Origin of the sequence: Alteromonas abrolhosensis (assembly GCF_001953635.1) — a bacterium.
Classification (GTDB): Bacteria; Pseudomonadota; Gammaproteobacteria; order Enterobacterales; family Alteromonadaceae; genus Alteromonas; species Alteromonas abrolhosensis.
In genome coordinates this window covers 334327-360705 of record NZ_MEJH01000002.1, presented here as the reverse complement: position 1 = coordinate 360705, position 26379 = coordinate 334327, and the positions used below count along the sequence as shown (strand labels likewise).

The 26379-nt window shown below is 43.8% G+C and carries 15 protein-coding genes; 8 read left to right on the top strand and 7 right to left on the bottom strand.

The window, feature by feature from the left end:
* Positions 1 to 195 precede the first annotated feature (195 nt).
* Positions 196 to 1974: a C1 family peptidase gene (locus BGK61_RS01470; RefSeq protein ID WP_076012521.1), complete on the bottom strand. Its 1779-nt coding sequence runs from the start codon at positions 1972 to 1974 to the stop codon at positions 196 to 198.
* A 590-nt stretch (positions 1975 to 2564) separates the two neighbouring features.
* On the opposite strand from BGK61_RS01470, the gene BGK61_RS01465 reads away from it, so the two are divergent.
* Both BGK61_RS01465 and BGK61_RS01460 read left to right on the top strand, forming a co-directional pair.
* Positions 2565 to 4121, top strand: coding sequence for an alpha-N-arabinofuranosidase (locus tag BGK61_RS01465; protein WP_015000069.1), 1557 nt, complete (start codon positions 2565 to 2567; stop codon positions 4119 to 4121).
* Between the two features lie 113 nt (positions 4122 to 4234).
* The gene (locus BGK61_RS01460; protein WP_014951362.1) at positions 4235 to 5065 is read left to right on the top strand and encodes a glycoside hydrolase family 11 protein; all 831 of its coding nucleotides are present in this window, start codon (positions 4235 to 4237) and stop codon (positions 5063 to 5065) included.
* A 39-nt stretch (positions 5066 to 5104) separates the two neighbouring features.
* On the opposite strand, the gene BGK61_RS01455 is transcribed toward BGK61_RS01460, so the two are convergent.
* Complete coding sequence (locus tag BGK61_RS01455; protein ID WP_076012522.1) at positions 5105 to 6928, bottom strand: NosD domain-containing protein; 1824 nt, start codon at positions 6926 to 6928, stop codon at positions 5105 to 5107.
* Positions 6929 to 7191: 263 nt separating this feature from the next.
* Here BGK61_RS01455 and BGK61_RS01450 point away from each other — a divergent pair, with 263 nt between their 5' ends.
* Positions 7192 to 9597 (top strand): glycoside hydrolase family 9 protein, encoded by a 2406-nt coding sequence (locus BGK61_RS01450; RefSeq protein ID WP_014951360.1) that lies wholly within the window; start codon positions 7192 to 7194, stop codon positions 9595 to 9597.
* Positions 9598 to 9625: 28 nt separating this feature from the next.
* Here the strand turns inward: BGK61_RS01450 and BGK61_RS01445 are convergent, their stop codons facing one another.
* Complete coding sequence (locus BGK61_RS01445) at positions 9626 to 11032, bottom strand: sugar porter family MFS transporter (RefSeq protein WP_014951359.1); 1407 nt, start codon at positions 11030 to 11032, stop codon at positions 9626 to 9628.
* A gap of 33 nt (positions 11033 to 11065) precedes the next feature.
* Positions 11066 to 13591 (bottom strand): glycoside hydrolase family 3 protein, encoded by a 2526-nt coding sequence (locus BGK61_RS01440; RefSeq protein WP_014951358.1) that lies wholly within the window; start codon positions 13589 to 13591, stop codon positions 11066 to 11068.
* A 381-nt stretch (positions 13592 to 13972) separates the two neighbouring features.
* On the opposite strand from BGK61_RS01440, the gene BGK61_RS01435 reads away from it, so the two are divergent.
* The gene (locus tag BGK61_RS01435; protein ID WP_076012523.1) at positions 13973 to 14911 is read left to right on the top strand and encodes an aldose epimerase family protein; all 939 of its coding nucleotides are present in this window, start codon (positions 13973 to 13975) and stop codon (positions 14909 to 14911) included.
* Between the two features lie 96 nt (positions 14912 to 15007).
* Here the strand turns inward: BGK61_RS01435 and tal are convergent, their stop codons facing one another.
* Positions 15008 to 15961, bottom strand: a complete 954-nt coding sequence (gene tal, locus BGK61_RS01430) for a transaldolase (RefSeq protein WP_014951356.1) — start codon at positions 15959 to 15961, stop codon at positions 15008 to 15010.
* Between the two features lie 284 nt (positions 15962 to 16245).
* Between tal and xylB the strand changes: the two genes are divergently transcribed.
* The 4 genes from xylB to BGK61_RS01410 all read left to right on the top strand — a co-directional run bounded on the left by xylB (position 16246) and on the right by BGK61_RS01410 (position 22216).
* Positions 16246 to 17730 carry a xylulokinase gene (gene xylB, locus BGK61_RS01425; protein ID WP_076025998.1) on the top strand — a complete coding sequence of 495 codons (1485 nt, stop codon included), beginning with the start codon at positions 16246 to 16248 and terminating at the stop codon, positions 17728 to 17730.
* Between the two features lie 3 nt (positions 17731 to 17733).
* Entirely contained in the window at positions 17734 to 19053 is a 1320-nt protein-coding gene (xylA, locus tag BGK61_RS01420) for a xylose isomerase (protein ID WP_014951354.1), read from the top strand.
* A 104-nt stretch (positions 19054 to 19157) separates the two neighbouring features.
* A complete protein-coding gene (tkt, locus tag BGK61_RS01415) occupies positions 19158 to 21173 on the top strand; it encodes a transketolase (protein ID WP_014951353.1) in 2016 nt (671 codons plus the stop codon).
* Positions 21174 to 21235: 62 nt separating this feature from the next.
* Positions 21236 to 22216, top strand: coding sequence for an aldo/keto reductase (locus tag BGK61_RS01410; protein WP_015000062.1), 981 nt, complete (start codon positions 21236 to 21238; stop codon positions 22214 to 22216).
* 96 nt (positions 22217 to 22312) lie between these two features.
* On the opposite strand, the gene BGK61_RS01405 is transcribed toward BGK61_RS01410, so the two are convergent.
* Positions 22313 to 25480 (bottom strand): endo-1,4-beta-xylanase, encoded by a 3168-nt coding sequence (locus BGK61_RS01405; RefSeq protein WP_076012277.1) that lies wholly within the window; start codon positions 25478 to 25480, stop codon positions 22313 to 22315.
* Between the two features lie 4 nt (positions 25481 to 25484).
* Entirely contained in the window at positions 25485 to 26189 is a 705-nt protein-coding gene (locus BGK61_RS19495) for a hypothetical protein (protein WP_076012276.1), read from the bottom strand.
* Between the last annotated feature and the right edge of the window lie 190 nt (positions 26190 to 26379).

Below are 26379 nucleotides of genomic sequence, written 5' to 3'. Positions count from 1 at the left end.
TAACTCTATTTGCGCCTACCGCCGCTGTTAATATTTATCTTTACTCAAGCAACAGTTGCCTATCATCAGTCGTGTTTACTTACGTGCGCGCGACATACCGATTTGGTATTTCTACGGTCTAGCCCACGGCAATTGTGAGCTAAACCGAGAGAAACAACGTCTATTTATCCAGAAGGTTCTTAAATACAGTAGACATTAATAATCTAAAATTGCCTTGGTAAATGGGTATTTAGGTGAATCGCCAGTAATGTCTGAAAGCACCGAGTTCATGGTGTCTACATCGCTATCGAAGCCCCCGTGAGAGGTGGCGGCAGTGGCGTCGCCTTCTTGCCCTTCGCTGTATTTAAATGTCAGGTTAGAAAGGGGGTGATTAAATATGGCCATTCCTAACAGTGGCATCTCAGGTTTAGACTCAAATGCGTTTGAAACTAAATAAAGCAACGATTTTTGATAAATGCGCGCCACGTGATCGTCTTTTTCCAATGCTTCAGATAAGTTATATACCGTGGTCGACTCAATGTGTTTCCCTTTTATAAGCTCAGAGAGCGTGTCGTTAAATAAAGGGTAGCTAATGGCCGGCGCCAGTAGGTGCAGACTTTTAATCTTTATGCTTTCATCCACTTTAAACAGTCTAGATAAGCTGTGCGCATGAAAAATAGAACCTGCAGAGTGACCCACGACGTGCAATTTAATATCTGGATTGTCTTTCAGGTAGGCGGCTAATTGCGTTAAGAAGTAAGTACCATCGGAAGTGGTACGGGTAAAAGGTGTACAGGCATCTGATTTCATTTCACGCCACAGTGCGCCGCCTACTTTACGTGTCGCCCATTCCAGAATTCGGTCGGTATAATCAGTGAAAGCTCCGACTTTGTTGCTAATTTCTTCATTTTTAAAGCCTAAAATATCCTTAAGTTCTTCTAGCATGCCCGTGTCATACATAAAATGAATGGGGTACACTCCGTTTTTAAGGAACGTATCCTTCATGGCGGCAATGCGTTTGGCAGAGGCTTTTATGCTATTTAAACCTCCATGTGCATATAGCATCACGTGCCGATGGTTACTGTCAGCAAGCTTTTCAATAATGGCATCAACATGATTTTTGTTGCTCCAGTATTTGCTTCTTGTATCAAAGTGACCATCGTCGAAGTGGACGAAGTGATCTTGAATACTCACTCGTGGTGTAGAGCGGGAAAATAACCCCTGTGCAATAGAGCGGGTAGCTTGGTGATAGGTCCCTGTACCTGAAATAGGAAGCGCAAGCTGAACGACCCAAGCATCCATAACATTTAACGCCCAGTCATCGTAACGCCAAAGTGCCAGACCTGACTTTTTCCAATCCGTCCCCCAGGAGTTTTGGATCCAGAACCCTTCATCGTTGTAGCCTACAATGGCAAACGCATGACCACCTATAGGCTCCGGTCTTAACTCTATGACATCGCCTTCACGGTCTTGCCAGCCTTCGTGAATTCTTGCAGACACAAAAATAACGCCCACTTCATTAAGCGCGGCGTGAAAATCGCTGATTTCCCGTTCAATGCGATAATAAGCCCCTAACCGGTGGTTGCTGGCATTATTAGCAATGGCTAGGGTCATTTCAAACTCGTTGCTGTGCTTTATATCTTCAGTTAGTGAGTAGTTACATACTCCGCTGTTATACCAGCCTTTAATCGCACCGCGGCAGCTTGAGCCCTCATAGGCTTCGCCTAACCACTCATCGTGACGTTTGGCCATGGCATAAAGCATCCACGGGCTAACAGTATGTTTTCGGCCCTGCTGACGGTAAATGAAATTAATGGTAGCGGCCAATGCAAAGCCGGTGCACGCTCCATCTTTACCTTGGTCTAAAATAACCAAATTGCCTGGCGGGTCGATAAAAGGTTTAAGAGGAGTAAGATTTGGCTGGTAATAACGATCCCGAAGGTCGGGGTAATCGGCGCTGACATTCAGCATATTTTTTGAGACAGGCGAGTTCATAAAATCATCCTTTGATTAGGGCAAATGAACCTTGCTGTACAGACAGGTGAAACGTTCGTACACCAAAGGTCGAAAGCCCTTAGCTCATTACGGTTGTCCGAAAGTGCTGCCTTGAAAAAGGCTGTGGTCAAATGAGCGACATTACCTTCGTCAAACGTGAAGGCATTTACAGCATGTCAACGGCCTCGCTAAACGCTAACAACATACGAACTTCGGTTTCGGTGTGACCCACACCTTTTCATTGTTTCGGTATTTTGTAGTTTGACACTCTTTATTTAAGAGTTTCAGGGCGCATGAATTTCCATGCGTCCCATCTAATGTAACACAAACTAATGTAGCAAAAGCGGCAAGGCAAAGGGAAGTGAGATAAAAGAGCTGCCTTATTTAGTTAACTATTGGCTTGCTAAGCCAACACTTACCGTTTTTCAACGCTGCTAGCGCAACATCAACGAAGAAGGGGAAGAGACAAAGCTTTCAATACGACGTCGCCATTACGAAACAACATAAATTGGATCGTAAATGTCGTTATAAATTTTTAGAAAAGTTACTTGTATTATCAATGTTGTTTTTGGTATTGAGGCGAGACTTAAATGTTTAAAATAAAGCCATTGCTATTTTATTGTTTTTCTATACTAGCGACACCGACGGTGGCCATTGCCGCTGACGTAAAGTTAAATATTGATGTCGAAAGCTCTGGTCCGATATTGAATAAAAATATTTATGGCCAGTTTATGGAGCATTTAGGCAGAGGCATTTATGAAGGCATTTGGGTAGGTGAAGACTCAGGCATACCTAATGAAGATGGCTTCCGATTAGATGTACTACAAGCATTACGCGATTTAAAGGTACCTTTATTGCGCTGGCCAGGGGGCTGCTTTGCAGATGAGTATCATTGGCGAGATGGTATAGGTCCGCGAGATAAACGCCCAAGAACAATCAATAGTAATTGGGGAGGGGTTATTGAAGATAATGCGTTTGGCACCCATGAATTTTTCCAATTTGCAGAGTTATTAGGCGCACAAACTTACGTCAACGGCAATCTGGGAACAGGCAATCCCCGGGAAATGGTAGAGTGGCTGCACTATATGACCTCTGATGCAGATACGACGGTTGTTCGTGAACGTAAAAGAAACGGCCGAGATAAGCCGTTTAAAGTGGACTACTTCGCCATTGGCAATGAAAGCTGGGGATGTGGTGGTAACATGACACCAGAATATTACGCTGATCTTTACAAGCAATATTCTGCATTCCTCAAAGCCCCAGAAGGAAACCAACCTAAGTTTATTGCCAGCGGTGGTACTGACGATCAAACAGAGTGGACAAAAGTACTCACCGAGAAAATTAACTCTTCATGGAGTTTAAAAATGGACGCGATAAGCCATCATTACTACACACTTCCGACCGGAGATTGGAGTAATAAAGGAAGCGCCACAGGTTTCCCCGAAGATCAATGGTATTCAGCGATACATCGCACTTTGCAAATTGAAGCATTTATTGAGAAGAACCTCGCTGTTCTTAAAGAAATGGATCCTGAAAACAAAATCGGTTTTTATGTCGACGAATGGGGATCCTGGTACGACGTTGATGAGGGGACTAACCCTGGTTTTTTGTATCAGCAAAATACGTTGAGAGATGCGATTATAGCTGCACTGAATATTCACGTTTTCAATCGTCACGCCGAACGCGTACAAATGACGGTAATTGCTCAGATGGTTAACGTATTGCAAGCCATGATACTCACAGATAACGAAAGAATGCTTTTAACGCCCACATATCACGTATTTAAGATGCACATACCGTTTCAAAACGCGACCTACCTTCCAGTTAGCCTAAGTAAGCCACTATTAAATAAACACGCAGAGATAAGCATTCCAAGTATCAGTGCTTCAGCAGCCAAGGCACAGGACGGTAACACCTATATTTCTATAGTGAATACGCAGTTGAATAATGCAATTGAAGTAGAGCTTAATCAGATAAAAAAGGTCAAAGGGGAAGTATTAACCAGCGATAAAATGGACGAGCACAATACCTTTGATGACCCGAACAATATTCAACCTTATGAGTACTCTACTGGCGTTAAAGATGGTAAGGCCGTCATAGTCGTCCCAGCAAAGTCGCTGATGGTGCTTAATTTAGGCCAGCTTTAATCAAAAAGTATGGTGTGAACAGACCCGCAAAAGCAGTGGGGCGTAATATAATTTAAGCGTTCAGTTTGCGCTTTTATTTAACATTAGTGTTTTTTATAAGAATAGAAAGAATTATGCAGATATTACTTATTAGACAAATTGCGATGACTGTAGCGAGTATTGCTCTTCTTATTGGCTGCTCACCTCATCAAGGTGACGGAATAAGTCTTGATAATGACTCTGAAGCTTTCAAGCCGCAAGGTATTACTAAATTTAAAGCCTATACTAAGCAATTCGACGATGACATACACATGTCTAAAAACCACGCAACAGGACATGTTGGGGATCTCTTTTTTACCCACTGGAAAGACGGTGGCGAAGCCTCTCTCAAACTAAGTCAAAGCGGAGAATTTGAAGTGAGTTGGGAGGGCGGCGGATATAATTATGTTGGGGGCCCCGGGTGGCATTACGGAGATGTGAGCCGCGAAATTGGCTATCGCTTTGAACAGGAGAGTGGCGCTAGTTATATTGCACTCTATGGATGGGGATACGACAGCAACATGTCTAAAGACAATCCTGCTCACTTAGTTGAATATTATGTTCTTCAGCGCTGGACCTATGATCCTAGCCAAAACGGCATTTTCGGTAAGACCTTTGTGAGTAACGGCGTTGAATACTCAACTTATCGAACTATACGAGAGCGAAAGCCCTCTATAAATAATACGGCCACGTTTTATCAGTATTGGAGTAAACCGTCTAAACCCATGCCTCTAGGCGAAGATCATAAAATTATCTTTGCCGATCACGTGGCAGCTTGGGCTGACACAGGCTGGATTCTTCCTGATATGAATAATTTTGACGCAAGCGACGACCCTACATATCAAGTTATGGCAGTAGAAGTATTTAATCCTGCAAAGGACGGTAAGGCGACTGGTAAAGTGTGGGATGCTAGTGCTCAATTTTAACTCAGTTACCTAACCGGCGCAGTTGTAATCTTGTGTTAATTATCGACTTTGATTATCCGATGCCGACGGTAACGCACCAATATTTTCAAAAGCGTTCGTTACCTTCTCTGGCAAGACTATATTCACTTTTTTGGAAATATGGCGCTGTAGTTCAAACCGCTTTAAGTCAGGGGAGACAAAGACTGTTCTGGGATGTCCGTTAATCAGTTGACCATTGGTTTCATATTGAGCTGTGCTGTCTTGCAATTTATCGAGTGTATTTATTTCACGATTGCAGGGCTCTGAACTACTTGTAGATAATGTTATCAGCGGCTGTTGATTTTCAGGTTTTACATAAGCGTTTCCGTCCAGTTCAGCAAGTTGAGCTTTCTTGTATTGGGCGCATAAAGCGTCCTCTTGATCCACACTTAGTAAAGGACCGTGATGTTGCTCATCTGCCGTCAACAAATTACTTTTTACTGTATGACCATCTCGCTCAAATACATCAGGCCCTGTCTCGGGGTGCCAACCAAAGTGGTCATCTGTGGCACTTCGAGCAGTTCTTGTAAATCGCAGCGTACTGTTAACAAACGTATTATGCGCAATATTGGCGTTCGCTGAGTTGAGCACCCACACACCTAAGTCGTTATTTACAAATACGTTACCCACAGCCGTAATGCCATCCGATATCTCAAAAAATAACCCAGCCTGCGTGTTTTCGACATAGTTATTGATAAACAGGCCTTCACGGTTTCCCACGTCGTACCATACACCCTTTGATGTTGGATGATTAATAAACAAGTTATCCCGTACTGTTACTCTGTACGTTTGATTAATGATTTTCACTGCGGAAACATAATAACCAGTGATGTTCTCAATATCGTTACGCTGAATGATGTTTTTTTCGAGTAACACGTCTGAAGAACCAATAATATAGATACCTTCAGTACTGGTATCAGAAATCAGGGAGTGTCTTATTATTAAACCGTCACCGCGAAAATAGCCTGCGACACGCGAGCAATATGTGATGGTGACATTTTCAAGTAGCGTGTTTATGACCTCTTTACCATAGGTTAAAGGATCGGCAACGCCAACAGGTTCATCTACTGGCTCGTCTTCTGGTAAAAAGGTTCGTTTACCTTCTATACCGATAGCCCGCCAAGCGTATTGAGTAAACGTAACCCCATAGATTTTAGGGCCAATCTTGTCACTTCGTTTATTGTGGACGTCGTTCGATGTACGCAACAGCGCTGTGTCGTAAGCGGTGATTTCGATTAATTTATTATTTGGATCAGTACCGATGTAAACCTGCTGCTTCTCATAATCAACAAAAAATGTATTAGGCGTTAACTCTTCGATACTGCCAGCCGACTGTAAAAACTCACCATCAATAAAAACCATGTCATTATTAAATCGATGTAGCGGCGTTTTATCAATGTGGCGCTCCTGACGCCACCAAAACATAGGTTTAGAAGGAAACAAGGTTTTCCAATTTGTAACCCACACATTGTCTTGTTTTTGTTCCCAGGTCGAGGCTACTTGAGTTCCTTTCAAAATGGGTTTTTCGTCTTTATAGGGTTGTAAAGTTATCCCTTGATTAAGTATTAAATTGCCAGTGCGATAAGTACCACCTCTTAAAACTATTGCATCTCCCGATGTTACTTTACTTATAGCAGAGCTAAGCGAAGTGGGATTATCAAGTGTGAGTCCATCTGCCCGAGGTTGTCCCTCTGGAGATACATAATATATTGTCTTAGCGTTTGGCTGCGCATAGCTTTTTGAGATTGGCCCATAAGGTCCACCAGAAAATTGCGCCTTTACAGGTGTGACTGAACTGAGTCCAAAAGTCATCACGATGAGTCCGAAACGGAGCCAAATGTTCATGATTACTGTTCCTTTAATATTCACAAGTTAAAGAAAGTCAGTATAGAGGTTAGTGAGCGGTGATGAATCTATATTCATCCTATTAACAAATAATCGAAATGAGGTTAACAAATTCAGTAATATGTGTTGCTCCGCTTTCTACTAGCATAATGAAAAATCAATTCACAAGTAGCAAGAAAGGAACAAACATGAGGTTAAAACTCTTGTGCGGCAGTGTTTTTTTAATCAGTGCTTTAACAGTTAAGGGGCAAACTTCCCCCCCTATGAAAGTTAATGATTCAGAGTATTTTGAGGCTCCAGGAGCCAATGTATTGGTATATAGCAACTGGTACGATGGGCTGTTCAGCGATTCAAAGATTAGTGGCATTGAAATTATTCAGCACGGCAAGCGTATCGCCACTAATGGTGACGTTAGGCTAAATGATACTCCCGAACAGTGGGATAGTATTCCGACTTTCATCAAACGCGATGTTGATGCCGAAAAAGGTGCCATTAGAGCTTCACTACATTATCCAGAACACAAATTTAATTTCAGCGTCAAAGTTACTTCGACGAAAGAGCATCTCAACATTAGCGTACACACCGATGCCCCTTTACCCGAAGAGCTAGTGAACAAGGCGGGGTTTAACCTCGAATTTATGCCTTCAGCATATTTTAATAAGTCTTTTATCGCCGATGACGCAACCGGTACGTTTCCTCTTTACCCTTCTGGGCCAAAAGAACAAAATGATTTACAAGCACCAACGCCGCTTGCCACCGCGTACCATTTAGTCCTAGCACCAGAAGACGCAGAGCGCAGAATAAGTATTGAGTCGAAACAGCAACCTATCTATCTGTATGATGGAAGAACAAAGGCCCAAAACGGGTGGTTTGTAGCGCGCTCCATGATCCCGGCAAATAAAAGCGGTAAAGTGCTGGAATGGTCTCTAAACGTTAGCAGTATAAAGGATTGGCAACGGTCGCCAATAATTGCGCACTCTCAGGTAGGCTACCACCCTAATCAAAACAAAATAGCGGTACTGGAACTCGACCCGAAGCACGTCATAGGCGAAAACCTAGTTTCCTTACTTAAAATAATGCCGTCGGGTGAAAAGAACGCGGTCTTGTCTAAAAAACCAATGGATTGGGGGAAATATAAACGATATCAATATGCAAAATTCGACTTTTCAGCGGTACGTGAAAGTGGCCTTTATCAGCTTAAGTACAATGACACCATCACCGCGCCGTTCAGAATAAGTAAAGATATTTTCAGCAAAGCCTGGCATCCGACCTTAGACGTTTTTTTTCCGGTTCAAATGGACCATGTTTTAGTAAACGAAGCCTACAGAGTTTGGCATGGTGCTTCCCACTTAGATGATGCTTTGCAGGCACCGATCAACCAAAAACATTTTGATTTATATGCCCAGGGGCCGACAACCGATACTCAATTCGCGCCTTTAGAGCATGTACCGGGGTTAAATATTGGTGGATGGTATGATGCGGGAGATTACGACATTCGTACTCAGTCGCAATACAGAGCCGTTCTAGGTCTTGTTGAAGTATGGGATCAGTTTGCGCCAAAACGCGATACTACCCTTGTTGACTACGACCGAAAGTTTGTTGATATTCATGTGCCAGATGGTAAACCCGACATACTCCAGCAAATTGAGCACGGCACTTTAGCACTAATTGCACAACACCGAGCATTTGGCAGAGCAATAAACGGTATCATTGTGCCTAACATATCCCAGTATACGCACTTGGGTGATGGCATCACCATGACCGACAATCTGGTATACAACCCTACAATGACACCTTTACAAGCAGATGGAAAACACAGCGGGGTCCCTGATGATAGATGGGTATTTACCAGTCGCTCCTCAGCCGTTAACTTTGGCTCCATCGCCGCTTTAAGTGCTGCTGCCCGTGCACTACGGGATCATAATCCTGAGCTCGCTACAGAAGCGCTCAATACAGCCGAGTTAGCTTGGCAAGAAGAGCGATCTCACCCTCCCTTTTTGTTTCATCATGGGAATACAACAGGAGGACGACTTGACGCAGAAAAGCTTTCGGCGGCAGCAGAACTATTGATGAGCACGGGGGACGAGCAGTATAAGCAGGCAATTAATACCCTTTGGCCCGAAGTCGAGGCACATTTTGCGCAGCACATTGGTACTCTAGTTCGCTTAATTCCTTTAATGGGCGATAAATATAAGCACAAAATTGAATTGCTAGCTAAGGACTATGTGAATGAAGGTAGGCACATTACGCAAGCTAACCCGTTTAATGTCACAATTACAGAAGGTGGATGGGCAGGAAATGGACGGATAATACGCGATGCTATTCATCATTACTATTTGGTCAAGGCGTTTCCTGGGCTACTCGAACCAGACGCTGTTTATGATGGGCTGCATTATCTCTACGGGACGCATCCAGATTCAGATATCTCCCTCGTATCAAATGTCGGCACCGTATCAAAACGCGTAGCCTACGGTATGAATCGCGCAGATTTTTCATTTATTTCTGGTGGGGTTGTCCCGGGTATTTTAATAATTAAACCTGACCTGCCAGAAAATAATGAAGAATGGCCATTTTTCTGGGGCCAAAATGAATACGTAATAAATATCGCAGCGTCTTATATCATGCTTGTACATGCCGCTAACGACTTACTAAATAGCTCTGCTGAATAGCCCAAATAGGGCTATTCTCCCTTACAGATTAGCCCTGCATTTGTTCGAGCTCGTTCCCTGCAGTTTCGCGAACAAATTTAAACACGAAAAAGACTGAAAGAAGCGCGCACGTAGTATAGATACTGTAAGCGCCTGCCAATCCAATCCCAGTTAGCATGAGTGGGAAAGTCATGGTGACTGCAAAGTTAGCTAGCCATTGTGCTAAGCCACTTACAGCGAGACCAGAGCCTCTGATTTGGTTAGGAAACATCTCACCTAGTAAAACCCACATTACAGGCCCCCAGGATAAATTGAAAAAGAAAACGTAAGCATTGGCGGAAATAAGCGCCACACTACCTAATCCGCCAAGAATCAAATTTCCGTTGATGTCGCTCGATGAGTTGACGAAGGTGAATACCATGAATGCGAGAGAAATAGACATTCCTATTGAACCAATAATCAGAAAAGGTTTACGCCCTAATCGGTCAATGAGAAACATGGTGATAACACAACCAGCGATACTTACAGCGCCTGAGATAACGTTAATTAAAAGTGCATCAGCCTCTGAAAATCCCACAGCTTGCCATAGCACCGCTCCGTAATAAAAAACCACGTTTATTCCTACAAGCTGCTGAAATGTAGCCAATCCGACACCTACCCATACAATGGGACGTAGACGGTTTCTCGTTTTGTCGATTAAATCTGAAAACTTTGGTTTTCGGTCTTTTTTGACTAAAGATGCTTCAATCTCCAAAAGTTTTCTTTGTCCTGCTTCTTGACCATACAACTTCTGTAAAATGGCCAGCGCTCGTTTACTGCTTTGCTTCATAACTAAAAAACGTGGGCTTTCAGGAATGAAAAATAAGCTTGCAAGAAATAGTGCGGCTGGAAACAATTCTATCCAGAACATCCACCTCCATGCTTCATATCCCCACCAAAAAGGAGCTGTTGATACCCCCGCCATATTGGCTACAACATAATTACTGACGAATGCGCTAAATAAGCCGAAAATGATGGCTACTTGTTGAATAGTGATAAGCTTACCCCGTATGTTTGCTGGAGCAATTTCACTAATATAAGCAGGTGCAATCACTGAGGCAGCTCCGACTGCCAACCCGCCAATAACGCGATAAACCACAAATTCGGTAGAGCTTATTGCTATACCTGACCCCCATGCACTAGCAATAAACAATGAAGACGATAACAAAAGAACGGTTTTACGCCCTACTATGTCCGAGAGCCTTCCTGCGATGAAGGCACCAACTCCACACCCAAGCAGCATACTGGCAACATTGAACCCGGTGCCAACAGAGTCAGAACTAAAAGCCAGTTTCAGCCCGTCGACAGTGCCGTTAATTACCCCGCTATCGAAGCCAAACAAAAAGCCACCGATAGTAGCCACCACACTAATAAGGAAAATAAAAATAAGATTTTCTTTTTCTTTGCTATCTTTCACAAAACTACCACCTAAAAGATTAATATAAGAGCACTACAACTGGCAGCTCGCCTGACCCTGATTTGCCACTAATTTAATTGTGTTTAGTTGAATGGACGCAGTGCCAATTACCTCTAACTCAAAAGGAACTTTTATGTTTTTCATATCAGCGCCTGTATCAGCAAAACAACTGAGTTTCAAAAAGCCTTGCTGCCATCCCCCGCCTGCTTTTGCTTGTATTGTTGTCGTCACGTCCAGGTTGGACTTGCATTGACTTTCGCACCCCAGCTTTATTGAGGCGCGCTGTATGTCTGCTGATAACACCTGGTAGTCTATCTGTAGAGCCATATCACCATTCGACTGACGTTCAAGGTCAATCGGTTCTCCCTCTATTAAAAAGCTTCCTCTATCTAACCAGTTCACAATAACCGAATCTTCTTGGGCGAGATAATCAGCCGATTCAACATTCATGTTGCCACCCGCACTGCTGCTTTTTCCCTGTAGGTACTGATTGCGACCTTTGACATCGCTCAACACTAATCGCCATGGTGATACCGCTGCTCCAGCAATCAAAAAGTTTGATATGTGATAGTCGGTTATTGTCTCTGCTTGGGTTTCATCTAGCTGTTCAACGCTGACACCGTCCGTTACAGAGAGTCCATATCCCAAAGCGAATAAGGGGTCATAGTTGGCATTTTCACCACTCAAAACATCATGGTCGGCTTTTTTGGGCCACGAGAAACTTAGGCGCCCAATGAAGTCATGGTTAATTTTTTCTTGCTCATTACGCATTATTACGTCTGCAATTCCGCCGCCTTCAGTTCCAGGCAACCAAGCTGCAACAAACGCATCGGATGCGTTTATTTCTGGATTCACCCATAAAGGTCGTCCGGAAATAAATATCGAGACAGTGGGGATATTTAACGCCTTGAATTTTTGAAGAAGTTCTAATCCAGTGTTATCGGTGAAATCTACGTGGGGTCTATCTCCTTGGAACTCTGCGTAAGGTTGTTCACCGAAAACGATGATCGCTACATCCGGTCGTACTTCAAATTCACCCTCTGGATGATAATCGACTGTACCCTCACTACCGGCTACCGCCGATCTAATGCCGGCAAGAATTGACTCTCCGTTGGGAAAGTCGCTATTGGCATTACCTGTACCCTGCCAGCTTAACGTCCACCCGCCACTAGCTTGGCCAATATTGTCAGCGGCTGTACCCGCCACAAGAATACGTTGATTCGGGCTAAGCGGTATTAATTGCTGGTTATTCTTTAATAATACCAGTGATTTTCTGACCGCCTCTCGCGCCACGGCTCGATGAGATTCGGAACCCAAACGCTTATAGTCACCCGCTAGTGGCCGTGATGATGGTAATCCTGCATCGAACAGACCTGCTCGCAGTTTTACTCTTAGTATTCGGGCCACAGCCTGATCTAAACGAGCTAACGTAATTTCTCCTGACTTTACTTGCTCAAGTGTATTTTGATAGAGCTTCTTCCAGCTATCTGGCGCCATAAACATATCAAGACCTGCGTTAAACGCATTAGCACAAGACACATTAGTGCAGCCTTCAACTTGTCCGTGCCCATTCCAGTCGCCCACTACAAAGCCATCAAACCCCATTTGAGCTACCAATACATCGGAGAGCATGGTCTTGTGTCCATGCATTTTTATACCGTGCCAGCTATTAAATGACGCCATTATTACCTGCACACCGGCTTGTATTGCGGGTGGATACCCAGCGCCGTGGACATCGCGCATTGTTATCTGATCATCTACGTTGTCACCTTGGTCTTGACCATTACGCGTACCCCCATCACCAATAAAGTGTTTAGCGGTTGATATAATATGATGTGAATTTAAAAACTGGTCCGTGTTCACTTTTCCCTGAATACCGGAAACGAGTGGTTCAGCATAGCTCGCAACAATGGCCGGATCTTCAGAAAAACTTTCGTAGGTTCTTCCCCATCTGCTATTTCGTGCCACAGCCAAGGTTGGAGCAAATGTCCAGTCTAACCCCGTTACTCGCATTTCAGTGGCGGTTACCTTTCCTATTTTTGCCATTAGTGCAGGGTCGTTGGCCGCTCCTAGTCCAATGTTGTGAGGGAAAATAGTTGCTCCTACAATATTATTATGTCCGTGAACAGCGTCACTTCCCCACAGCAAAGGAATGCCGACTCTGCCGTTAGATTTATCAGTAGAGGCCAGCCAAAATTCATCAGCTAGCGCCAGCCACATGTCCGCTTCTGCACGATTATTTTTCTCTGGCGCAGAGTTTCCACCATTCAATACCGCGCCAAGATAAAATTCTCTAGCTTCTTCAGGGGTGACAGAATTGATGTCAGCTTGAATAATCTGCCCCACCTTCTCTTCCACAGTCATTGCATTAAGTAACGTAGCGATTTTCTTTTCGTGTTCACGGTTTACCGTTATTGGAGATTGCTGTGAAGGCCACGCCTTAGGTTCTATTTTAGGAACGTCTTCTCGATAAATAGTTGTGTTCTTTTTTTCCATACCCGTGCAAGAAGAAGCCAAAAATACAAAAGCTAACGCAGAAAAATAATGAACCTTTGACATCTCTTTAAACCATCAAAAATTGTTGATGGTGTAATACTGCCAGAAAAAATAATCACCACTACGCGATGCATAAAAAACACAAACGACTTACAACAATTCATAAACAGATTATTTACATCCTGCGCTAACATGTTGTTGTCCTGTTGAAAAGGCATCTATCCCACGTTTGCTACTTCCCTTGTGCTAAGTAGGTTTATTTGCAGGGCGCGGTTGAAATACCGGAAGTCCCTGCGTTAGCTCCGAGCGGGATTTTGAATCCGGTTGAGGAAAAAGGCGTCGTCAACCAATTGCCCGATAAATTCACTGTTACTTTCAAGTAATTGGTATACGTGGAAACAACGCTTGGTATATACGCTGACAGAGAGCAAAAAATAATAGTTTATGAAAATCATCGAACTTAAATCTGATGCAATGCGTGTCACTATAAGTGATTTTGGTGCTCGCATCCTCGATTGGCAGGTACAAGTAAACGGCAGCTATCGGTCGATTGTGCTTAAGTACAATAACGAAGAAGATTATTTATCCGACCAATTTTACCTAGGTGCAATTGTTGGCCCATTTGCAAACAGAATTAAAGATGGGAGGGTAGATATTAGAGAAAGCCAAGTATTGCACCTTGACCGCAACGAAGGCCTTAATCATTTGCACGGAGGGGAAAATGCAATAGATAAACAGGTATGGCAAATCACTCGTTGTTCACAGAGCGCTGTACGGCTGGAATTAGTTATTCAGGATATGTGGAATGGTTACCCTGGAGCACTAGAACTTACAGCTGAATACACATTAGAGAATAACCGGCTTCGACTTCGCGTAAGTGCACTCTCGGAGAAAGACACAGTCGCGGGAATGTCAGCCCATAGTTACTTCAATCTTAACGGAGTTAATAGCCATCGAGGTGGCTTAGAGCAGTGGCTTACCACATGTGCAACTCACGTAAATATTAACGATTCGAACGGCCTACCAATCCGCCCTCCTCAGTCAGTAAAACATACGCAATATGACTATTCAAAGCGGTATCTTTTAACTCAACAAAGGGGGTCTGAGGTTCTCGATAACAATTTCATTTTTTCCAATTCGTGCTCCAAAGCTATTTTGGAAAGTTTCGATAGATATTTGAAGCTGGAAGTATCTTCAGACTACCCTGCCATGCAGCTTTATACCGGAGGTCATTTAAGTGAGCCTTTTTGTAAAAACCAGAGCGTTTGTATAGAACCGCAGTTCGGCCCTGACATGCCTAATTGTAAAAATCATCCCTTGGGGTTACTTCCAGCAAATACGCTTCAACAACACATAATCGACTATACAATTACCACAGAATGATAGTTCCCAGTTTCAACATTGTTGCAATATCGCTTTAAACACTTGGGGAACTATCAATGGTAACACCTAGATGAGGGCGTTATCTCACAGTATTTCCTATAGTCTGTCAGCAAGCATGTTTTCCAGCTTTTGTTGATCGATAGCAAAGTTGCGTATGCCTTCAGCAAGCTTTTCTGTCGCCATTGCGTTTTGGTTCATTTCCCAGCGAAAGGTTGCCTCATCTAGTGGTGCAGGGGGAACTTGGTACTCATTTGTATCACAAAGCATACGAGGTAGCGGATCTGAACAGTTTGCCAGTGCCTCCAGAAGCTCTGGACTAATAGTTAATCTGTCACACCCAGCCAAAGCCTGAATCTCACCGATATTTCTAAAGCTCGCTCCCATAACAACGGTTTTATAACCATGAACTTTATAATAATTATAGATTTCGGTGACCGATTTAACTCCAGGGTCATCGTTAGGTAAGTACTCAGCAATATTGTGATGAGACTTGTACCAGTCTAATATTCTGCCGACGAACGGGGATATCAAAAACACATTTGCTTCGGCACACGCTCGTGCCTGCGCAAAGTTAAACAAAAGCGTAAGGTTACAATTAATGCCTTCTCGCTCTAACTGCTCAGCGGCTTTAATTCCCTCCCATGTCGAGGCTATCTTTATAAGAATACGAGATTTGTCGACGCCTTCTTCCTCATATAGTTTTACGAGTTGTTTAGCCTTATCTATAGTGGAAAATGTATTGAAGGACAGTCTAGCATCTACTTCCGTAGATACTCTTCCAGGTACAAACTCGCTTATTTCTTTACCAATAAGTACACAGAGCATGTCGTTGGCGTGCAGAATTTGCTGTTCCTTATTATTAGCCTGTGCCCTTGCCCAGCTAACTGATTTATCTATCAAATGCTGATATTGAGGCAAAGTAGTGGCTTTTAAAATTAAGGATGGGTTGGTAGTGGCATCATAAGGTCGATACGTTTTAATTGCTTCCACGTTTCCTGTATCTGCAACTACGGTAGTCATATCCCTCAATGCATCTAACTGATTTTTCATTTCTTTACTCTGTGATTATTTAAAAGGACTTTAGGTCAGTTCGGAAGAACTTTGAGTATTAATGTAAATCGCAAATACAGGGCGCAGATATTATGATTTTGGATATTGGTGTTGCGAAAAATCTGACTGAAAAAACATAGCCTATACCTTTTCCAAAAAAGTGAAATAACCACTAAATAACAAATAAATTACAAAATTAAAGAATTTCATTTCCACATTTCATAATTGCGATAGCCGATAAAAAGAATGACCATTTCGGCCTGGTTATGTTCTGGAATGTAGTTATGTATTTAGGGATCGATTTAGGAACATCTGGTTTAAAAGCGGCACTTATGGACGACGCAGGTAATATCATCGACACGAAATCTGCGGCGTTGTCTGTGAACAGTCCCAACCCCCTATGGTCTGAGCAAAACCCACTTGATTGGTGGTCAGCAGTAGAGTCGGTTATTGACCAGCTTTCACAGTCTCATATCGTTTCACAGATAAAAGCGATAGGGCTCTCTGGGCAAATGCACGGCGCTACTTTATTAGATGAAGCTGGAAGCGTAATAAGGCCCGCAATTTTATGGAACGATGGGCGATGCCAAGCGGAGTGTTTGGAAATTGAAGGGGTTGTTTCAGACAGCCGAAGACTGACTGGCAATATTATGATGCCAGGGTTTACTGCACCCAAGTTGCTGTGGGTCAAGAATAATGAACCTAAGCATTTTGAGAGAATTCATAAAGTGCTTTTGCCCAAAGACTATTTGAGATTTCGGCTGTGCGGCACGTTCTTTTCTGATATGTCAGATGCGTCAGGCACAATGTGGATGAACACCCGAGAACGCTGTTGGGATGAATCGCTTTTGGCTGCATGTGGGCTTACGAAAAAGCACATGCCAGAGTTGGTCGAGGGGCCCAAAGTAACGGGGACATTATTACCCGAGCTAGCCCGGAAGTGGGGAATGGACGAAATCCCAATTGTGGCCGGTGCAGGAGACAATGCAGCCGGCGCAATAGGCGTTGGGTTGACTGAGCCTGGTCAAGGCATGATTTCACTGGGCACCTCTGGCGTCTACTTTGTCGTAGCTGATCAATTCAGCAGCTTCCCTGAGAAAGCAGTACATAGCTTTTGTCATGCCTTACCTGACCGCTGGCATTTAATGTCGGTAATGCTAAGTGCCGCCAGCTGCCTTGACTGGTTCGCCAAATCAGTAGTTGGAAAAGATGTTCCAGCTGTACTTTCTTTGCTAGAAAATGAAGACGGCCCGTCGGAAAATGCGCCGTTTTTCCTTCCATATTTAAGTGGTGAACGTACGCCGCACAACGACCCTAATGCATCTGGCGCCTTTATTGGTCTTACACACCAACATTCCACAAAAGATATGGCTTACGCTGTTTTGGAGGGGGTTTGTTTTGCTATGGCTGATGGTGTAGATGCTGTTCATGCCTCAGGTACCTCTGCGAATGACATTTGTTTAATTGGCGGTGGCACTAAAAGCGCCTATTGGCGACAAATGATGGCGGATATCTTAAACCTAAAACTTTCTTACAAGCAGGGAGGAGATGTCGGCCCAGCACTAGGAGCTGCAAGGTTGGCTCAACTGGGAACCTGCGAAAACAGTCAAGTGCAAAATGTGTGTGGATCGCCACCTCTGGTTGATACCCACAACCCAAATGCAGAGCATCATCAAATTTATCAGCGAAGACGAAACCTATTCGTTTCGCTTTATCCCGCTATTCAGCAAGCGGTATCGCCTTTATCTCAAACGTCAACGGAGCGCTAAATTATGTCAGCTTATTTTGAAAATATTAAACCTATTCAATATGAAGGACCTGAATCAGACAACGATTTAGCTTTTCATTACTATAACCCCGAAGAGGTTATTTTGGGAAAAACCATGGCAGAACACCTGCGTTTTGCAGCGTGTTACTGGCATAACTTTTGTTGGGATGGCGCTGATGTGTTTGGTCAAGGCACCTTTGGCAGACCGTGGTTGAAAGACGGCGACCCCATGAAACGCGCAGTTGAAAAAGCTGATGTCGCATTTGATTTTTTCAGTAAATTGAATGTTCCTTATTATTGTTTCCATGACACCGATGTGGCGCCTGGCGGAGACAGCATTAATGAGTATGTCAGCAACTTTTCATCTATGGTCGATGTGCTTGAAGAGAAGCAAGCACAAACAGGACTGAAGCTTTTATGGGGTACAGCGAACTTATTTAGCCACCCAAGATATTGTGCTGGCGGTGCCTCAAACCCCAATCCTGAAGTTTTTACTTTTGGCGCAACACAAGTTTTCCATGCTATGAACGCTACCAAACGGTTGGGTGGTGAGAATTATGTACTATGGGGCGGAAGAGAAGGTTATGAAAGTCTCCTTAACACCAACCTTAAAAAGGAAGATGAACAGTTGGGGCGCTTCTTTACCATGGTCGCAGAGCACAAGCATAAGATTGGCTTTAAAGGAACGCTACTCATCGAACCTAAGCCTCAGGAGCCTACAAAACATCAGTATGACTACGACTCGGCCACTGTGTATGGTTTTCTAAAACGTTATGGGCTAGAGGACGAGTTCAAAGTCAATATCGAAGCGAATCACGCTACGCTTGCTGGCCACTCTTTTCACCATGAAATAGCAACAGCAATAGCATTAGGTATTTTTGGCAGCATTGATGCTAATCGTGGTGATGCACAAAACGGCTGGGATACTGACCAGTTTCCAAATGCTGTTGATGAGTTAACGTTGGTCATGTATGAAATCTTAAAAAATGGTGGCTTTACTACTGGCGGACTGAATTTTGACTGTAAACTTCGTCGCCAGAGCTGCGCCCCGGCAGATTTATTCCATGGTCATATAGGGGGCATGGACCATATGGCCTTAGCGTTACGAAAAGCTGCAAAAATCATCGAGAACGACTTTCTGGCGCAAGCTAAAGAAGCAAGATATAAAGGCTGGCAGAGTGATTTAGGTAAAGCAATTGATAGTGGTAAACACAGCTTAGAATCATTAGCAGAGCATTGTGTATCGAATAACTTAGCGCCCAAAGCCGTGAGTGGTCAACAAGAGCTACTCGAAAATAAACTAAACCGCGCACTATTTGGCTAATTTTGCCTACATCGCGGGCCGGAAGAATTTCTAGCCCGCTTTTTACCTTTAGTCTTCTCACTCGATTTTCATCAACATCACTTCATTATCTTTTTGGAATAATTATGAAATTTTCGAACCCTATGGCTAATGCTGTACGTGCTTTATGCATGGATGCGGTAGAAAAAGCTCAGTCTGGTCATCCCGGAGCTCCTCTGGGAATGGCGGATATCGCCTATACGCTCTGGACAAAACATCTCAGACATAACCCATCTAACCCTGACTGGTTCAACCGCGATAGATTTGTTTTGTCAAACGGTCATGGTTCTATGTTGCTCTATGCACTGCTTCATCTAACTGGCTATGACCTTTCTATCGACGACCTAAAGCGATTTCGTCAGCTACACTCTAAAACGCCAGGGCATCCTGAATATAGCTACACCCCGGGGGTAGAAACCACCACTGGGCCGCTAGGTCAAGGACTTGCCAATGCTGTGGGGATGGCTATTGCTGAAAAAGTTTTGGCCGCACAGTTTAATAAACCTGAATATGCGGTAGTTGACCATTATACCTATTGTTTTGCTGGCGACGGTTGCTTGATGGAAGGCATTTCCCACGAGGCTTGTTCTTTGGCAGGGACGCTGGGATTGGAAAAGCTTATAGTATTTTGGGACGACAATGGTATTTCAATAGATGGCGAAGTGAAAGGCTGGTTCACTGACGATACGCAAGCCCGATTCCAAGCTTATGGCTGGCAAGTTATCGCTAACGTTGATGGTCACGACCATGAGGCTATCGACAATGCTATTTTAGAAGCGAAAAAGTGCGCGGGCAAACCCACGTTAATTTGCTGTAAAACGGTGATTGGTGCTGGGTCGCCAAATAAGGCTGGTAAAAACAGTAGCCACGGTTCACCGCTCGGAGAAAGTGAAATTCGGGCTACGAGAAAAGCCCTCAACTGGCATCATGAGCCTTTTGATATCCCTAGTGATATCTGTAATGAGTGGGACGCCAGAGAGGCCGGCGCAGCGTGGGAGAATGAGTGGAATACCTTATTCAAGAGGTTTAATGAAGCGCATCCTAGACTAGCGAGCGAATTTACACGACGCACTGTTGGCCAGTTGCCAGAAGACTTTTCACAAAGCGCCAATAGTTTCATCCACTCAGCGCAAGCTGAAATGCAACCTATGGCAACACGTAAAGCGTCCCAAAACGCTATTGAATTTTATGCGAATCTTTTACCTGAAATAATCGGAGGCTCAGCTGACTTGTCGGGGTCCAATTTAACCATGTGGAACTCATCTCAACCGATAACCGCAGAAAATGCTTCAGGAAACTATCTGTTTTACGGAGTGCGAGAATTTGGAATGACTGCTATTGCTAATGGAATTAGCATCCACAGTGGTCTTAAACCATTTTGTGCTACCTTTCTAATTTTCATGGAGTATGCTCGAAATGCTGTACGAATGGCAGCATTAATGGGCCTTCCTAATATTTTCGTTTATACCCATGACTCAATCGGTCAAGGCGAAGACGGCCCTACTCACCAGCCAATTGAGCAACTTGCCACGCTGCGTATGACGCCTAATTTGGATACATGGCGGCCCTGCGACGCTGCGGAGACGGCGGTAGCATGGAAGATAGCACTTATGCGCTCAAACGGCCCCACCGCTTTAGTTTTTAGTAGGCAAAGTGTGAAGCCCCAAGCAAGAACCGATGACCAATTACACAAGATTGAAAGAGGTGGCTATACTCTTCGCCCTTGCGAGGGCGAACCTGACATTATCCTCATTGCCACTGGTTCAGAAGTCCCACTTGCTGTTGAAGCCGCTGAACAACTAATCAACTTGCACGATATTAAAGCCAGTGTCGTATCCTTACCCAGCCCAAGTGTATTTCTGCGTCAAGAATCTACTTACCAAGAACAGGTATTGCCCCCTCACGTAACATGTAGGCTAGCCATAGAGGCCGCACATGTCGATTACTGGCACAAGTTCGTGGGGCCTGCGGGGGAAATTCTTGGCCTGGACAGCTTTGGGGAATCGGCACCAGGCGAGGTTCTGTTCTCACACTTTGGCATTACCGTGGACAATGTGATTGCAAAAGCTCGAAAAGCTCTCGCAAAACGGAACACTTTTTAAGGGGCTGAAAGGGCGGACACCACTTTAATTAACCGGTGAAGACGATATCTAAAGGGAAAAATATGAAACAACGAAAACTTGGCAAATCTTCTATTTTCGCGAGCGAAGTTGGTCTGGGATGCTGGCAATTGGGAGGAGATTTTGGTCCAATCGCTATAGAAGATGCTATTCATATCATAGAAGCTGCCTTAGAAAACGGTATTACTTTTTTCGATACCGCTGATGTATACGGAGCGGGGCGAAGCGAGTCTATTCTTGGTGAACGGCTGGAGCAAACAAAAGCAGACGTAAAAATAGCCACTAAATACGGCCGTGGTGAAGGCACCTACCCCAGTGGTTATACGCTTCAAGATATGCGCGACGCTATTCAACGCTCTCGTGATCGGCTGCGTCGCGATAAAATTGATCTTCTTCAACTTCACTGCATACCACCTTCGGTTTTAGAAAAAGGTCACATTTTTGATTTCTTAAGACAAATGCAACAAGAAGGCCTTATCGATTATTTTGGCGCTAGTGTTGAAACCATTGATGAAGCGATGATGTGTGTAGCACACCCAGACCTAACTTCTCTGCAAATTATTTTTAACCTATTTAGACAGGCTCCTAAAGATGCTTTATTCAAAGTAGCCAAAGAAAACCAAGTTGGTATTATTGCGCGCCTTCCCCTTGCCAGCGGTTTATTAAGTGGCAAGTATAACGCTTCAACGTCATTCGCTGAATCCGACCATAGAAACTACAATAAAGATGGCGAAGCTTTCAGTGTTGGCGAAACCTTTTCTGGAATTGATTTTAATGAAGGTCTTAAATTGGTAGAGGCGTTGCAGCAGATAAAGCCCACTGAAATAACGATGGCAAACTTCGCTATGCGGTGGATTTTAGACCATGAAGAAGTAACAACTGTAATTCCAGGAGCCAGCTCTGCACAACAGGTTATGCAAAACGTAAACGCTTCTACTATCGCTCCTCTTTCAAGCGAAAGTCACAAATTACTGTATGAACTATACCAGTCTAAAATAGCGAATCTAATTAGGTGCCCAGTGTAATATAAAACCTTTGTATTTTAAGTCATTAGTTCAATAATAAACCCCTCTTTTGTCAGAGGGGTTTACTTTTTCTAGTAGCCGGGGCTACATCATTCTTTAAGGAAATGTCACTAGCACGTTATCAAGCAACACAGTATCCTCACTTGCGCCTGAAAACGATCCATTAATTTGAAATGCTATCCTTTCAACGTTTGCGATGTCGCCATTACCATTGTCAACGGGAGTGAAAGTAAAGACGTTTTCACCTGGCACCACATTTTGAATATTTCCGTACAGTCGTGTGTAACTAGGCGCTCCTGTCTGAACATAGCCCTGCACAGTCAATCCATTGTTGGCCTGCTCCTCGGTTACTGTAACCGTATATTTTAGACTTGCACCTGTATAATCAGTAGGGGAAAACTGGACTATATAGTTATGTGAAGCACTTGAACCGTTTGGAAGTAATTCAGCCGATTCGCGCAGCGCGTTGTGCACCACATTTGCAGTTGTGCCGTATTCGCCTTGCCAGCCTTCAACAGTTTCTTCAAAATCATATTCAACTACATTACTCGCCGGAACCGTTACAGGAATAGTAACAATCACATTATTTAACAATACGTTTTCGTCTAACGCCCCGGTTAAAGGCCCGTTAAGTTGAAAACCTATTCGTTCAATAATTTCAATGTCACCATTACCATTATCCAGCGGGCTTATTCTGAACGTATTCTCGCCCGCCACTGGCGTAAACGCCTCACCATACATACGCGTATAGTTTGGCGCTCCGGTTTGGATAAAGCCTTGAATCGTTAGACCTGCGTCCGCAAGCGTTTGAGAAACCGTTACGGAATAGTCCACGGTTGCATCGGTTAGGTCAGTTAATGCTATCTCGCGAATATACACCTGCTCATTCGCGTTACCGGCCCAGTCTGGTATCATTACAGCCGCCTGTGCCGCCTCATCATAATCTACAGACGCTCCAGTACCATAATCACCGCGCCAGCCTTGAACATCATTCAGAAAATCGTACTCAATCACAACGGGCTCTAAGTCGTCACCTGGAATGAAGATTTGTAGATCCAAGACCAAGCTGGTGTAGCCGTCCTGCTCAACTTGTACGTAAAGATTTCTCAATGCAGAACGTAAATTTTCAGTAGTGGTAATTTCACCCGTTTCACTGTCGATAGTGAATTCCCCCTCACCCGAGCCACCTAAGATTGACCAAGTGACGGGTTCACCTTCGGTGTTAACCACGCCGTCAAATGTTTTAGACTCAAGTACTATAACAGAGGTCCCGATTGGTGCATCTGCGCTAACCTCCAGCAGACCCGGATTTGTGATGGTAGGAGAGAGGCCTCGCATGTAACTGCGTAACCACTTCAGAGCAGGTTTTTCCGAACCGTTTTCCAATGCTAATATAGCACCTTGATTTTCGCGCCAGTGACCCGGTAAATACCCCCACATAGTTATCCCTTTAACTGCCGGATGTTCCCAAAATAGGGGGAATATTCTTTGATAATCCAGTAATTGAATAAGCTCGGTCGGGCCATCGATATCAAGCTCAGTAACGTAAACATCTAATCCTGTTTCTGACGCGATTCTATCGAGATTTTCTAACATAGCTTCGTTAGGACCAGTTGTAGAAAAAGCATGGCCTTGAAAGCCAAAGTCATCAAGTAGTCCACGTGCTTGAAGTAACTTCGCTAATTCAATAGCAAGGTCAGTACGAGAGGCAGAGTTGATTAAATTATACTCATTAAACATCAAGCGGGTAGTTGAAGGGAAAATATTTCGTGCCATCTGGAATGCATTGATGATCCAGTCGAACTTAGCGGCCTTATTTGTGGCTTCGGGCGTTGATAAGCCATTATTTTCAAATTGGCTAATTAATTCCGAAGTGGTTTGCGGATCAAATAAACGCAACGCATCAATATAGCCTGGGCCATCATTGGCCAGATTTGGCGGATCATTATCAAATTCATTTACCACCTCAATAAAGTCGATAGCTTCATATCTTGCGTTTACGGCATTAAACCATTCCAGAATTTCTTCAAGTTGTTCCTCTGCAGGCAAATCTGTTATCCATTCAGGCTGTTGATTCCCCCATACGAGAACGTGATGCTTATAAGGGAAGTTGTTGGCTTTGGCGAGCTCATAGGCTTCATCAAGCTCAGCCCAGTTCATTACATCTCTGGTACCTTCCACTGATCCCCATTTGCCTGCATTTTCGGGCGTAACCTGATTCCAGTAAGCTTCGAAGTTAGGTCGCTGTCGTCCACAGCAAACTCCCCCGAGGAATTTCTCTTGCCCTGTAGCAAGTGGAGGTCCAGCGGGAACGAAAGGTGGAGGCGGTTCAATAAGGTTACCAGCACGGCCATTTTCTAAAGCTTCTATAGTGAACAGAAGATCTTCTTTGGCAAATGCAAACTTATCAATGGCTAAACCATCTTCGCGACCAGCAAATCGAAACACCTGATCTAAGCTATTATCAGGTACCGTATAGGTCGGGCCTGCTATCCGTGTCCATTTCCACACGTTGCCTGCGGCTGAACCTCCCGAGATAACTAAACTGTTCGCTTCATAGCCCGGCTCTCCAGGCACCACAAATCCTGTAATATTATTAAGCGTTTCCCAGCCATTATTTCTACCAAACTCAGTAGGGAGAAAGAAGCTGTCGTCTTCAACTGTATTTGGGCCAACACGCACTCTCGCATATAGCGTATATTCTCCGGCATCAGGGAATGCGACTTCAAGTTCGATAACACGAGCATCATCGGTTGGCGCATTAGTGTCTGTTTCATTGATGGTCACGAAACTAGGGTCGCCCTCAATAACACTAAAGGCGTTACCTTTAAACAGTAGCGTGCCGGCACTCCCGCCCTCTGCCTCTGCATAAATTGCAACGTTAGGATCTGCCTTTTGAATAACAGCATCAAAGGCGAGCCTCGCTCGATTCGGTTCAAACGTCGTTTTAACCGAGACGCTTTGACCAGCAGGTAATGATGCTTCACTAACTACAAAATATGGCGCACCACTTTCGCTTAGACCATCCTCGCCCGTCACCCCAATGGTAGCGTTTTTAACAAGCATTCTTAGAGGGCCTTGAATGTCCTCATCACTATCATTTTGTATTTGTACATTAACAACGTAGACTCTGTTCGTTCTGTCAAATAAAGGTCGAGATTTGCTAATCGATATTTCTTCAATATCAGTCCAGTCGGCGAAAACGGGTGAAGCTAGCCAAGTTAAAGAAGTAACTATAATTAGTTTCAGTAAAAATTTTTTCATTGTACTAGCTCCTCTGCCAACATAACTGCTTTGCTCGCGACGTTCGCGCGCCTAAAGCAGCCAAACTAATCATCATAAGTATTACTCCACTAGGCGCTGGAACCGGCACACTGTTTTCAGTAATGGATACGTTATCTATTCGAAGAGTAGAACCACCTAAATCGGTAAAACCATCATCATCTGCACCTAACAGAAGCTGAAAATCTAGGGACAAATTCGAGATTGATGTAAGCGATGGCTCAAGCAGAAAAGAAAGAGTGTAACTGGTCAAGCCGTTAATATCGGCTTCAAAAAGGCTCCCGGTAGAGCCCGTATTACTATAAAAATTGATGCCATCAAAAAAGCTAATAACAAAATAATCGGCAATAAAGCTATTATCGATGTCTGATAATTCACTATTTACCTCAATATCCATGCTCAGAGTGAGTGGTCCACTTCCCGCTGATCTGAAATCTAAAAACTGAAATAATGTGTTTGCAAAAAAGGCTTCTGTATCTGTGTAGTCAACACTAATTACAGCCTCACAACTGGGGGCGGTGCCATTTATGGAAAAGTCATTTCCCGACGCTATAATGCCAGCGCCATCTGTATCTCGTTCCCATCCTGCAAAATTACACGTTGAGAAATCGCCGTTTTCAAGAATTGCTGCGTTCACAGCGGGCAAATAGAGCATTAATAAGCTTAATAAAATACTTCGATAAACCAACATAGCTATATTCCTAATTTATTTATTGGGGGGCACTCCGTCATTACTAAAAAACGAAATTTAACTTAGTAATAACGTAATAAGGCCAAACGTGACGTTTGGTTATAGTGGAGAATAGAGAATTGTCAGTAACATTTTCATAACAAAAAACGGTATTGCATTTACAATTTTTGGTTTTTTATTTCTCGGATAG